The sequence below is a fragment of the Gordonia sp. DT218 genome (assembly GCF_049847105.1).
In the GTDB taxonomy this organism is placed as follows: Bacteria; Actinomycetota; Actinomycetes; order Mycobacteriales; family Mycobacteriaceae; genus Gordonia.
The window spans coordinates 53,809-66,442 of the sequence record NZ_JBNCNS010000008.1 but is presented as its reverse complement, the minus strand read 5'-3'; the positions used below and the strand labels follow the sequence as shown (position 1 = coordinate 66,442).

The following is a 12,634-nucleotide window of genomic DNA, read 5'->3' as shown; positions in this document are numbered from 1 at the left end:
ACTAGCGCCCGTCACGCGACGGGCACCCCGACTTGACCTGTGTGACCCCCTGACGCTCTCAGATTCGCCCGACGCTCTCAGATTCGCCCGACGCTCTCAGATTCGCCCGACGCTCTCAGATTCGGATGTCGGCGTAGCGATGCACCCAGGGATCGGCCTGTTCGAGCTGGGCGGCCAACGCGAGCAGGTCGCCGTCGGTACCGAGGCGCCCGACGAACTGCACGCCGAGCGGCAGGCCCGCAGCTGTCCAGTGCAGCGGCACGCTGATGGCCGGGCGGCCGGTCAGGTTGGCGAGCTGCGTGTAGGGCACCCAGCCGAGGCTCTGCTCGATGAGATCGTCGAGGATTCCGGTGCGTGCCAGCAGGTTTCCCGCGTGCAGCTTGGAGATCACCCGAGAGGCGGCCTGTAGTGGCGGGGGCGTGGTGGTGGCACCGATCTTCAGCGGAGGAGTGGCGAGCGTCGGTGTGAGGAAATAGTCGTAGGACCGGTGGAACGTCTCCAGGGAGATCACATGGTCGTTCACCTTGTTCAGTGCGCTCAACGCCGCGACCGCACCGGCGGACCGTCCGAGTTCCGCCATCGCCAGGGTGTCGGCCTCGAAGTCGCGGTCGGTCGCACCGGTGAGTGCGCGGGTCTCGTCGACCTCGGTCGCGAGCACCGCGAACCAGATGGTGAGGAAGTCGCGGGCCAGCGCGGCGTCGTCGTAGGGCGGTGCGACCTCCTCGACGTGATGACCGAGCTCGTCGAGGACCTTCGCGGCATGTTCGACGGCGGCGACCGCCTCGGGATCCGGATTCGGATTGATCGCCGACGACGCCGAGTAACCGATCCGCAGCCGCGACGGCGGGTCCGCGATCCGGGTGGCGAACGGCGTGCTCGGCGTCGGTGTCGGGTAGACCGAGCCGGGCGTGGGCCCGACGATGGCGTCGTAGAGGGCGGCGGCGTCGCGCACCGTGCGGGACACGACCCCCTGGACCGCCATCCCGAACATCGCCTCGCCGGTGGCCGGGCCGAACGGGGCAAGCCCGCGCGTCGGTTTGAGTCCGACGAGCCCGTTACAGGCCGCCGGGATTCGGATCGACCCGCCGCCGTCGTTGGCGCCGGCCGCGGGCACGATGCCCGCGGCGACCGCCGCGCCCGAACCGCCGGACGAACCTCCCGGCGTGTGGTCGGTGTTCCAGGGGTTGCGGGCCGGACCCCAGAGGTCGGATTCGGTGATGCCCTTCGCGCCGAACTCGGGGGTGTTGGTCTTGCCGAAGATCACCAGTCCGGCGTCGAGGAAGCGGCGCACCACGTTGGAGTGTTCGGGAGCGATGTGGTGTGCCAGGGATCGCGAGCCGCTCGACGTCGGGTAGCCCCTGTACTCCTGGGCCAGATCCTTGATCAGGAAGGGGACGCCCGCGAACGGACCCGACAGGTCGGGGCCGGCCGCTCGTGCGTCGGCCTCCTCGTCCATCCGACGGACGATCGCATTGAGTCGGGGATTCACCGCGTCGGCGCGTTGCCTGGCGAGTGCGAGCAGTTCGGCGGGGGTGACGTCGCCTCGGGTGACCAGTTCGGCGAGGGAGGTGGCGTCGAGGCGGCGATACTCGCTCAGGTTCACCGGGCAAACATTACGGCGCCGGGGTGTCCGGCCGGAAGGATCTCGGGCGGCGAATCGGTGATGATCACCGTTCATCGAGCAATGCGATAACGGCGCCATAACGCTGTACGACCGTCCCAGTAAGGGGTCCGATCCAGCCGCCGGTCCGGCTCGGGTTTGCGCAGGTGGTGCGATCCGCCGGTGCGTTATGTCGGGTTGTCGTCGGTCACGGCCTTCGTCCTGGCCTTTGCCGGTGTGTTATCGAGCCGTTACACTGCCTCACGACGGGTATGCGCAGGGCCGACGAGCCATAGAATCCCGTGAGATGACCCCCGTGAGATGATGTGGCCCACTTCGTGGTCGAGATCGATAAGGAAAAAATCAATGCTGACACGCGCCCGTAAGCGCTTGGTCGCCGGACTTGTGGCTGTCGTGGCCGCGACGGGCGTGACCATGGTTGCTGCTCCGACCGCTCAGGCGGCCGGTAACACCGAGTACGTCTACTCCGCGGCCATGCACCGCAACATCCCGGTCCGGATCGTCGACGGTGGCGGTGGCGGCCCGAAGCCCACCCTGTACGTCCTCGACGGCCTGCGCGCCCCGAACAACACCAGCGGCTGGCTGCAGAACACCGATGTCGACCGTTTCATGGTCGGCAAGGGCACCAACGTCGCGATCCCGTTCGGTGGCGGCGGCAGCTTCTACACCGACTGGGAGCGCACCGATCCCAAGCTGGGTGTCAACAAGTGGGAGACCTTCCTGACCCGCGAGCTGCCCGCATACATGCAGCGTCGCCACAACAGCGACAACCGCCGCAACGGCATCGCCGGTCTGTCGATGTCGGGCACGTCGGCGCTGAACCTCGCCTCGCGTCACCCCGGCTTCTACCGCGCGGTCGCCTCGTACAGCGGCTACCCGACGGTCACCCTGCCGGGCTTCAACCAGGGCATCCAGGCGTCGGTCGCCGAGATGGGCGGCAACCCGATCAACATGTGGGGCTTCTGGCCGGCCGGTGAATGGGCCGCCAACGACCCGTTCCTGACTGCCAACAATCTCGCGGGCAAGCGTGTCTACGTGTCGGCGGGCACCGGCGTCGGCAGCAAGTACGACTCGTCGGTGAACCCGGCCAGCGCCAACTTCAACCCGGTCAAGTTCGCGCAGATGGTTCCGCTCGAGGTCGCCGCGTCGACCAGCAGCCAGCTCTACATCGGTCGTCTGGCCGTGGTCCCCGGCGTCAAGCTGACCACGCACATCACCCCGGACGGCGTCCACTGGTGGGACTACTGGGAGAGCGACTTCAAGCAGTCGTGGGCCACCACGTTCCGCCCGGCGTTCTTCTGATCGCTGCGGACTGACTTCCGACCGACGCGGCCGGTGACCTGAGGGTCACCGGCCGCGTTTGTTGTCGTGCCGATCGTGCGCGCTCGCTCGCCGACCGTGCGCAGAACCCCGTCGATCGTGCGCAGAACCCCGTCGATCGTGCGCAGAACCTCGTCGACCGTGCGCACTTGCTCGTCGACCGTGCGCAATGGGGGTCCATGCCCTGCGACCCGTGCACGATCGACGGGAATCTGCGCACGTTCGGCGAGCTTTTGCGCACGATCGGCTGGGCAGGTCAGGGCAGCGCGGGCGACGGTGGCGGGTGGCCCTGCCAACGAGCAAGGCTCCCACCACGTGCTCGGAGTGAGCGGGTGGTGGGAGCCTTGTGCGGGACTACGGCGGGCTACTCGCCGGGCGGACGACGGAAGTGGTGGGTCTCGTCGTCGTCGTCCGACGGGCGGAACTCATCCGTGGGCCGGAACGTCTGCGTCGCGGAGTCGTCCGCCGGCGGCGGCGTGAACGTCTGCGTCGCAGTGTCGTCGGCGGGAGTCTCGTCCGGCGTGTCCACTCGGGGGATCTGCTCGGTCGGCCGGTCCCATGGGTCGAGGGAGGCGCCTGCGCCGGCGGCAGCTGCGCCGGCCACCGGAACGGTCGGATCGACCTCATGTCGCCCGGCGGTGGTGCCGGCCGCGTCGGGGGCGTCCCAGGTAGCCGTCTCGTCGTCGGCGGGCGGGGTGTCGTCGCCGTCCCGGTTGCGGCGTGCACGCCACATCAGGAAGCCCCACAGAGCCAACAGCAACACACCGACGATGCCGAGGATCAGCGGCAGCCAGAAGCTGCCGAGGGTCAACAGCCCCTTGTAGTGGTCGGCCGTCTCGGCCTGGTTCTTGACCGTTTGATCGGACCACTTGAATCGCGCCTTGAGTACGTCCATCTGAAAGTCCCGAACCGGTGCGGGGGTGTCGGAGCTCTGGTCGGGCGACCGGAAGTACTGGTGCTGATCTTCGAGACCGTCGATGATGGTGCCGGTCTCCGGCTCGACGAACACATGCCGGGTGGCGGTGGCGTACCGGTGCATCGTGATCTTGTCGTTCGGCTTCACGCCGCGTCCGCTGATACCCCACCAGCTCGCCGGCATGGTCAGCATCGTGCCGAGCGCCGCCTCACCCTGGGCGTTCGGCAGGCCCGAGACGTCGGTCTCCGGTACGTCGCCGACGAACTCATAGGTCTTGACCCCGTTGATGTCCTTCTCGCCCTTGAAGTTGACCGGGATGTCCTGGCGCGTGTTCGTGTCGTAGTAGAGATACGCGCGCTTTCCGACGTCGAAGCCGAACTTGTACTGGAAGCCCTTGCGATCGGGGAGGTCGACCGAGACGTCCTTCGGGTTCACCCCTTCGGGTGCGGCCTCGAGCTGCAGAGAGCTGACGGTCCCGTTCGGCACCGACGACTTGCGATTCACCGACACCCGGTCGATGTTCGCGGTCAGCAGACCATCGTCGCATTTGCGCTCGCCGTCGGCACCTGCCATCGACGGGTCCGTCTCGTTGCCTGCGGCGTCGCGAACACGGTCGATCTGGACGGTCTGCGCCGACTGCAGGGTCGCCTGGCGCTTGTCCGACGGGTCGACGATGACCGATCGGCGCTGCTGGGTGAGATGGGCGTCCAGCACACGTGCCTTGCGCTCACTCACCGAACAGCGATCGAAGATCTCGGCCGGGAACCGGTCACCGCTGGATCCGTCCTCGGGCACTGTGGTGGCGACCGACGTGATGTCCAGGTCGAGTGGCACCACGCGCAGTTGCGGTACGAGGAACAGCGGTATGGCTATGGCAGCGGCGATGCATGCGGCGCCGAGGAACGCCGGCAGCGCCAGCCAAAGTCGTCTCATTCTCTCCACTCCTGTACTCCGGACTCAACGTCACAACAGTAGCGGCGCCGTGCCGTAACCCGACGGAGGTCTCGGACATTCCTGGCAACGACCGTGCCATACGCCTCCCCCGAGCCGTCCGACGGTCAGCCCGACCGGCTGCGATCGGACCGTCTGTCGCGTTCGGCCTCTTTCATGATCCCGGCCATATATGCGTAGATCTCTTTGTCGGACATGGCTTTCCAGCGCGGCGCGAGCAACTTCATGTATTTCTCTACGTAAAGGAGCTGTTTGCCGACGAGAACGAGTTCGCGGGGCAATCGGGCGTCGTGTGCCTTGGCGACCGCGGCCAGTTGGCGTCCGAGATCGCCGTACGACATCGAGCCGAGATCGGTCGACGACAGCGGCATGGCCACGCGCTTGATGTCCTCGGCGCCCTCGCTGGTCGACGACGTCGGATTGTGGACGGCCCCGAGCAGAAAGATCGCGCGGCCGGCCGACTCGTAGTCGCCGCGCACGATGAGGTCGACGACGAGTTGCCGGAGAATCCGTCGCGTCCGTTTGGTGAACCGCCCGACGATGCCGAAGTCGAGTAGTACGAGCGTGCCGTTGGCGTCGACGAGCACGTTGCCCGCGTGGAGATCGCCGTGGAACAGGCCACCGTGGAACGCCGACTCGAGGAGGGAGAGCAGCAGATTGCGACACAGCGCGACGCCGTCATGGCCCGCGGCGCGGACTGCCGCGGCGTCGTCGATGCGGATCGCGTACACCCGTTCCATCGTGAGCACTCGCGAGGTGGTGAACTCGTCGTGGACCTCGGGAACCCGGACGCGGCTACCGTATGGGCCGTCTCGCAGGCACTCGTACCACTCCCGCATCGCGTCCGCCTCGTTGCGGAAGTCGAGTTCTGCCGACAGGCCGTCGGCGAAGTCCTCGACGACGTGTCGGGCGCTCAGCATCCGGCCGTACTCGGAGATCTCCGCGAGTCCCGCGAATCGCTCGAGCAGGGCGACATCCGGTGCGAGACGGTCGGTGATTCCCGGGCGCTGGATCTTGACCACGACCTCTTCGCCGGTGTGCAGGGTCGCGGTGTGAACCTGCGCGATCGAGGCGGACGCGATCGGCTCGACGTCGAAGGCCGCGAAGACCTCCTCGGGACCGCGGCCGAACTCCTCGATGAACAGTCGCCGGATGTCGGTGGGGTCGGCGGGACGAACCCGGTCGAGCAGGGATTCGAACTCGGCCGAGAGCGTGTCGCTGAACACCCCGGGGCTCGAGGCGATGAGTTGCCCGAGTTTGACGTAGGTGGGGCCGAGATGTTCGAACGTGGTCCGGATCTCGTGGGCGACGCGCTGTGCGGTCGGGCGACGACCGTGGACGGCGTCGTCGAGGGTGTGGAACACGAAGCGCCCGACGCCCGCCGCCGTGTGGGCGGTCGCCGTGCCGAATCGGGTGATCTCGGCGATCGGCGACACCGTGGGCAGCTGTCTGCGTAGGTCGTCGTTTGCGGAGTTCTGCATCGTCACCATCGGCAAGTGTAACGACGCAGCATGCCCCGCACCCGGTACGCGGCGCGTCAGGCGGCGCTCATCGACGTCCGGCGACTGTCGATCCACCTGGTCAGGAGCCCGTTTCGGGGTGCGAAGAAGTAGATCAAAGTGAGGATCACACCCTGTGTCACGACCACCATGCCGTCGAAGGCGATGGTCCGCGGCACGTCGATGTCGGAGAGGAATCGCTCGAATCAATCGTCGAGGTGCCGACCGTCCACCACCCGAACTGGCAAGTCGGTCAAACCGGATCTGGGTGGGTGTCGCGCCAGTCGTGCCGAGTCTCGCCGGTGACCTGGTGGTGTCGTACGAGCCATCTGCGCACATGAATATTCCTGAATGTGATCTATTCGCGCGGCACCCCACGTGCCGACGCTTCTCCGGAACACTGGAGGAGTGCGGGGCGACCCGCAGCGGAGTCACGGACCAGGAGTCCGATCCGCGAATCCGACGTCGAACCGAGGGAGCTTCCATGCCCACCACCGTCAACGCCTACATCGCGACCGCCGCCGACCAGCCGCTCGGCCCCACCACCATCGAACGCCGTGACCTCGGCGCGAACGATGTCGCGATCGACATCGCCTACGCAGGCATCTGTCATTCCGACATCCACACCGCGCGCAGTGAGTGGGGCCGGACCGCGTTCCCGGTGGTCCCCGGCCACGAGATCGCCGGGACCGTCTCGGCCGTCGGCTCCGACGTCACCCGCCACAGCGTGGGAGATCGAGTCGGCGTCGGCTGTTTCGTGGACTCGTGCCGCGAGTGCGAGCCCTGCCGCCGAGGCGAGGAGCAGTACTGCGAACGTGGGATGACCGGCACCTACAACGCCGTCGGCCGCGACGGCGAGCCCACCCACGGTGGCTACAGCACCGGGATCGTCGTCGACGAGAACTATGTGTGCGGCATCCCCGAGGGCATCGACCTCGACGTCGCCGCGCCTCTGCTGTGTGCCGGCATCACGCTCTACTCGCCGCTGCGTCACTGGCAGGCCGGCCCCGGCAAGAAGGTCGCGATCATCGGGCTCGGTGGGCTGGGGCACGTCGGCGTCAAGATCGCGCACGCGATGGGCGCCGAGGTCACCGTGCTCTCGCAGTCGCTCAAGAAGATGGAGGACGGCCTGCGTCTCGGCGCCGACCACTACTACGCGACCAGCGACCCGGACACCTTCGACCATCTGCGCAACGAGTTCGACCTGATCATCAACACCGTGTCGGCCAACCTCGACATCAAGCAGTACCTGGGACTGTTGGCGATCAACGGCACGCTCGTCGAGCTCGGCCTTCCCGAACACCCCATCGAGGTGCCGGCGTTCGCGGTCACGGCCAACCGGCGCAGCTTTGCCGGGTCCATGATCGGTGGCATCGCCGAGACCCAGGAGATGCTGGAGTTCTGTGCCGAGCACGGCATCGGGGCCGAGATCGAGGTGATCGGTGCCGACAAGATCAACGAGGCGTATGAGCGGGTGGTCGCGAGCGATGTGCGCTACCGCTTCGTGATCGACACCGCGACACTCTGACCGTCGAGGCCACCGACCACCGATGACGCCGGCGTTCCGGGTCGACGATGTCCGCGGTGCCCGCATCGCCTGGAACCAAAACTGGGCGCGGGCCCGCGGCGATCTGGGCGCACGGACTGGGCTCGAGTGCCTACCGGCAGGAGTTGTCCGGCGAATTCGATTGGCGGGCGGTCTCTTCGACGCGGCGCCTCATCCGGTACGACGCCCGAGGCCACGGCCGGTCGACGGGCGGTACGGCGGCCCACGAATACACCTGGCCAGAGCTGGGGGCCGATCTGCTGGGCTTGCTGGATGTCGCCGCGCCGGGCGACCCCGTCGATGCGATCGGGGCGTCGATGGGAGCCGCGACCATCGTGTACGCCGCACTTGCCCAACCGGATCGGTTCCGGAGCCTCGTCCTCGTCACTCCGCCGACGATCTGGGGCACTCGCCGGGTGATGGCCACGGAGCGCCTCGAGGCGGCAGACCTGATCGATCGCCACGGTCTCGCCGCCTTCGAGCGGGGCGGAGTGGACGAACCGATCTCGCCCGCCCTGGCCGACGCCAGGCGATTCGTCGCCCCGATCGCCGTCCGCGCGTCCATCTTTCCCTGGGTGCTCCGCGGGGCCGCCGAATCGGATCTCCCGGCGCCCTCGGTGCTGGCATCCCTGGGGATCCCGGCGCTCGTGCTGAGCTGGACCGGGGATCACGCACATCCGGTGAGCAGCGGAGAACTCCTGGCCGATACCTTGCCGACTGCCCGGTTGACGGTCGCGGACACCCCGCATCAACTCCGTTCCTGGCCTCAGGTGGTTGCCGCGTTCTTGGACAATCCGTTCGCGACCGCTCTGTGAACGCTGTGTCGCACCGATAGTCGCCGAGCACTTCCGCCGCTCGCGGTGACGGACGCATCCTTGACGGATACCCCCTAGGGGTATAAAACTGACAATATGGATCACAGCCTCGACCACGCGACGGTCGGAGTCGCCGAGCCCGATCGCGACCTGCACGCCCATCACACGCATCCCCACGACGGCCATTCCGGCGGTGGGGATCGTGATGCGCGCGGTCATGGCGGTCACGGCGACCACGTCGCGATGTTCCGGCGGCTCTTTCTGGTCATGACGGTGCTCGCGGTCCCGGTGGTGATCGCGAGCCCGATGTTCGCCGACCTGATCGGCTACGAGTTGCCGTCGTGGGGGTGGCTGGATTGGGTGTCGCCGGTCCTCGGTACCGCCATGTTCGTCTGGGGCGGGCGCCCGTTCCTCACCGGAGCGGTCGGCGAATTGCGTTCTCGGACACCGGGGATGATGACTCTGATCGCCCTGGCCATCGGTGTCGCGTTCGTCGCCTCGTGGGGTGCGACCCTGGACCTGCTGCACAATGAACTCGATTTCTGGTGGGAGCTCGCGCTGCTGATCGTGATCATGCTGCTCGGTCATTGGATCGAGATGCGGTCGATATCGCAGACCACGTCGGCGCTGCGATCACTGGCCGCCCTGCTGCCCGACGAGGCCGAGCGGGTGGACGGCGACGTGGTGCGGACGGTGTCGCCTGCCGATCTGCGGGTGGGTGACCTGGTCGTCGTGCGACCCGGTGGGCGCATCCCCGCCGACGGTGAGATCATCTCGGGCACTGCAGAAGTCGACGAGTCGATGATCACCGGAGAATCGACACTGGTGAGCCGCACGGTCGGTGATCGGGTGGTCGCGGGTACGGTCAGCGCGGACACCGCCATCCGGGTCCGGGTCGGTGCGGTCGGTGGCGACACCGCTCTGGCGGGCATCCAGCGCCTCGTGTCCGATGCCCAGAATTCATCGAGCCGTGCGCAGCGACTGGCCGACCGGGCCGCCGGCTGGTTGTTCTGGTTCGCGCTGGCCTCGGCACTGATCACGGCGGTCGTGTGGACCGCAGTCGGGCAATCCGACAACGCCGTGATCCGCACCATCACCGTGCTCGTCATCGCCTGCCCGCACGCACTCGGGCTGGCCATCCCGCTGGTCGTCGCGATCGCGACCGAACGCGCGGCCAAGATGGGTGTGCTGGTGACCGACCGGATCGCGCTGGAGACCTTGCGGCAGGCCGATGTGGTGCTGTTCGACAAGACCGGCACCCTCACCAAGGGTGAGCCTGCCGTGGTGGACGTCGTCGGCGCCGCCGGGAGGTCGGGCGACGACATCCTGGCCGTGGCGGCCGCCGCGGAAGCCGACAGTGAGCACCCCCTGGCGACCGCGATCGTCCGTGCCGCCGTCGACCGTGGCATCACCATCCCTGCGGCGCAGGACTTCTCGTCGAGTCCCGCGGTCGGGGTGCGGGCCGAGGTCGGCGGACGTGAGATCGCCGTCGGGGGTCCGCGGCTCCTCGACGAGCGCGGACTCTCCGAGCCGGACGGCTCGGCGGACCTGGCCGGCCGCGGCAACACCGTGCTCTACGTCGTCGACGACGGAACCGTCATCGGTGCGGTCGCCCTGGCCGACGCGATCCGTCCGGAATCGGCGGACGCGATCCGAGCCCTCGCCGATCGTGGCGTGACCTCCGTGATGGCCACCGGGGACGCGCACGACGTGGCCGAGCGGGTGGCGGTCGAACTCGGCATCGACCGCGTCTACGCGGGCGTCCGTCCCGAGGACAAGGAGTCGATCGTCGCCGACCTGCAGGCCGAGGGGAACACCGTGGTGATGGTCGGTGACGGCGTCAACGACGCTCCGGCCCTCGCGCGTGCCGATGTGGGTGTCGCGATCGGTGCCGGGACGGACGTCGCGATCGGATCGGCCGGGGTGGTGCTGGCCGGCGACGACCCGCGCACCGTGGTCTCGGCGATGGTCCTGTCCGGGCAGGCCTACCGCAAGATGCGGCAAAACCTCTGGTGGGCGGCCGGCTACAACCTGCTCGCCGTCCCGCTCGCGGCCGGTGTGCTGGCACCAGTCGGCTTCGTGTTGCCGATGGCCGTCGGTGCCATCCTGATGTCGGTCTCGACCGTGGTCGTCGCGCTCAACGCGCAGTTGCTCCGACGGGCGGATCTGTCGGTGCACTGACGGCCGTCCCCCGGAGCACGGGGGAGGGGTATGGTTTTCGACTGGGAATCGAAAACAGGTCGGCGTGGTTGATCCTCACATCGACGTTCCCCCGCGAGAGGTGCGAGATGGCCCAGAACGAGATGAGCCGTGACCAGCGCGACGAGACGCGTGCCGACTTCGTTGTGGTCGGTGCCGGTGTGGCCGGACTGACCGCCGCCCTGCGTGCCGCCGAGGCGGGACTGCGCGTGGTGATTCTCACCAAGGGGCCCGCATGGCATCCGGATCGGGTAGAACAGGCGACCTCGACCTTCTATGCGCAGGGCGGGATCGCCGTCGTCGAACCCGGTTACCCCACGGACTCGGTCGACCTGCATCTCGCCGACACAGTGGGCGCCGGGGCAGGCCTGACGGATCCGCGGATCGCCCGACCCATCCTCGACGACGGGTGGCCCGCCGTGTCCGGGTTGATCGGCTGGGGTGCCGAGTTCGACCGCGGCACCGACGGGGAGTTGCTCCGGACCCGTGAAGGCGGTCACTCGGTGCGCCGCATCATCCATGCCGGCGGCGACGCGACGGGTGCCCGGGTGCAGCACGCACTGGTGCGCCGGCTACGGGCCGCCTCGCGATCCCTGGCGATCACGAGCCACGACGACGCGGTCGCCACCGCGATCCTGCGTGCCGACGGCCAGACGGTCGGGGTCGCCTACCGGCGGCAGGGGCGGGACCGTGTCGTCCATGCGCCGACCGTCCTGCTCGCCACCGGCGGCAGCGGTCACCTCTATGCCGCCACCACCAATCCGTCCGGCGCGACCGCCGACGGCATCGCCCTCGCGCTGCGGGCCGGGGCCGTCGTCGCGGACATGGAGTTCATCCAGTTCCACCCGACGATGCTGTTCGTCGACGGTGCACGCGGCCGGCGCACGCTGATCAGCGAGGCCGTGCGCGGCGAGGGCGGCCGGCTGGTGGACGTCGACGGCGACCCGGTGACCGCCGGGGTGCACCCGATGGGTGATCTCGCGCCGCGCGACGTGGTCGCCAATGCCGTCGAGGCGAGGATCGCCGAATCCGGCCACCCGTGCGTCTATCTCGACGTCCGGTCGATCGCCGATTTCCCGACCCGATTCCCCACGGTGACCGCGGGCATCGCCGCCGCCGGACTCGACGTGTCCGCCGGCCTCATTCCGGTGGTGCCGGGTGCGCATTACCAGTGCGGCGGCGTGCTCACCGACGTCGACGGCCGGACGGCGGTGCCCGGGCTGCTGGCCGCGGGTGAGGTCGCCCGGACCGGACTGCACGGCGGGAACCGGCTGGCGTCGAACAGCTTGCTGGAGGGGCTGGTCATGGGCCGGCGGGCCGCCGAGGTTGCGGTCGGGCGTCGGGGCAACTGGGTGAGCGAGGGCGTCGCCGTGACGCTGGGGATGCATCCGGCGATGACTCGGAAAGAGCTGCAGGACAACATGTCCCGATCGGTCGCGCTCCGCCGGGACGCCGACGGGCTGGCCCGGATCGCCACAGCGCTGAGCAGCCTCCCGGACCGGGCGGCGGTCACCGACGCCGACATCGAGGACGCCGCGCTGACCTTGACTGCCCGGGTCGTCGTGGAGGCGGCGCGAGCGCGCACCGAATCGCGTGGCTGTCACACGCGGATCGACCATCCGCACACCGACCCGCCGGCGCGGACGCGGTGTTTCGGCTGGCTCGACGGCGAGCTCACCGAGTGCGACGGCAGCGAGATCATCACCGGCATCCACGCGCTGGTGTCCTGAGCTGTCGGCCCGACCCGGAGCGGTAACGTCGGCGAGC

General features: G+C 68.5%; 9 protein-coding genes. 5 read left to right on the top strand and 4 right to left on the bottom strand.

Features of this window, described 5'->3' with window-relative positions; all coding sequences use genetic code 11:
• Positions 1 to 115 precede the first annotated feature (115 nt).
• Positions 116 to 1,603 (bottom strand): amidase, encoded by a 1,488-nt coding sequence (locus ACPXCG_RS22745; RefSeq protein WP_425794603.1) that lies wholly within the window; start codon positions 1,601 to 1,603, stop codon positions 116 to 118.
• Positions 1,604 to 1,966: 363 nt separating this feature from the next.
• Here ACPXCG_RS22745 and ACPXCG_RS22740 point away from each other — a divergent pair, with 363 nt between their 5' ends.
• Positions 1,967 to 2,923 (top strand): alpha/beta hydrolase, encoded by a 957-nt coding sequence (locus tag ACPXCG_RS22740; protein WP_425794602.1) that lies wholly within the window; start codon positions 1,967 to 1,969, stop codon positions 2,921 to 2,923.
• Positions 2,924 to 3,305: 382 nt separating this feature from the next.
• On the opposite strand, the gene ACPXCG_RS22735 is transcribed toward ACPXCG_RS22740, so the two are convergent.
• The 3 genes from ACPXCG_RS22735 to ACPXCG_RS22725 form a co-directional block, all read right to left on the bottom strand.
• Complete coding sequence (locus ACPXCG_RS22735) at positions 3,306 to 4,790, bottom strand: DUF3068 domain-containing protein (protein WP_425794601.1); 1,485 nt, start codon at positions 4,788 to 4,790, stop codon at positions 3,306 to 3,308.
• Positions 4,791 to 4,915: 125 nt separating this feature from the next.
• Positions 4,916 to 6,289 (bottom strand): ABC1 kinase family protein, encoded by a 1,374-nt coding sequence (locus ACPXCG_RS22730; protein ID WP_425794600.1) that lies wholly within the window; start codon positions 6,287 to 6,289, stop codon positions 4,916 to 4,918.
• A 56-nt stretch (positions 6,290 to 6,345) separates the two neighbouring features.
• The gene (locus ACPXCG_RS22725; protein ID WP_425794599.1) at positions 6,346 to 6,486 is read right to left on the bottom strand and encodes a hypothetical protein; all 141 of its coding nucleotides are present in this window, start codon (positions 6,484 to 6,486) and stop codon (positions 6,346 to 6,348) included.
• A gap of 305 nt (positions 6,487 to 6,791) precedes the next feature.
• Between ACPXCG_RS22725 and ACPXCG_RS22720 the strand changes: the two genes are divergently transcribed.
• The 4 genes from ACPXCG_RS22720 (at position 6,792) to nadB (ending at position 12,597) form a co-directional block, all read left to right on the top strand.
• Positions 6,792 to 7,835 carry an NAD(P)-dependent alcohol dehydrogenase gene (locus tag ACPXCG_RS22720; RefSeq protein WP_425794598.1) on the top strand — a complete coding sequence of 348 codons (1,044 nt, stop codon included), beginning with the start codon at positions 6,792 to 6,794 and terminating at the stop codon, positions 7,833 to 7,835.
• A gap of 56 nt (positions 7,836 to 7,891) precedes the next feature.
• A complete protein-coding gene (locus ACPXCG_RS22715; RefSeq protein ID WP_425794597.1) occupies positions 7,892 to 8,668 on the top strand; it encodes an alpha/beta fold hydrolase in 777 nt (258 codons plus the stop codon).
• A 96-nt stretch (positions 8,669 to 8,764) separates the two neighbouring features.
• Positions 8,765 to 10,849 (top strand): heavy metal translocating P-type ATPase, encoded by a 2,085-nt coding sequence (locus ACPXCG_RS22710; RefSeq protein WP_425794596.1) that lies wholly within the window; start codon positions 8,765 to 8,767, stop codon positions 10,847 to 10,849.
• 107 nt (positions 10,850 to 10,956) lie between these two features.
• Positions 10,957 to 12,597, top strand: coding sequence for an L-aspartate oxidase (nadB, locus tag ACPXCG_RS22705; RefSeq protein ID WP_425794595.1), 1,641 nt, complete (start codon positions 10,957 to 10,959; stop codon positions 12,595 to 12,597).
• Positions 12,598 to 12,634: the final 37 nt, after the last annotated feature.

Excerpts from the sequence above, each read along its gene's own strand:
- ACPXCG_RS22740 (WP_425794602.1), top strand. The coding sequence starts at position 1,967 with ATGCTGACACGCGCCCGTAAGCGCTTGGTCGCCGGACTTGTGGCTGTC.
- ACPXCG_RS22735 (WP_425794601.1), bottom strand. The coding sequence starts at position 4,790 with ATGAGACGACTTTGGCTGGCGCTGCCGGCGTTCCTCGGCGCCGCATGC.
- ACPXCG_RS22730 (WP_425794600.1), bottom strand. The coding sequence starts at position 6,289 with ATGCAGAACTCCGCAAACGACGACCTACGCAGACAGCTGCCCACGGTG.
- ACPXCG_RS22720 (WP_425794598.1), top strand. The coding sequence starts at position 6,792 with ATGCCCACCACCGTCAACGCCTACATCGCGACCGCCGCCGACCAGCCG.
- ACPXCG_RS22710 (WP_425794596.1), top strand. The coding sequence starts at position 8,765 with ATGGATCACAGCCTCGACCACGCGACGGTCGGAGTCGCCGAGCCCGAT.
- nadB (WP_425794595.1), top strand. The coding sequence starts at position 10,957 with ATGGCCCAGAACGAGATGAGCCGTGACCAGCGCGACGAGACGCGTGCC.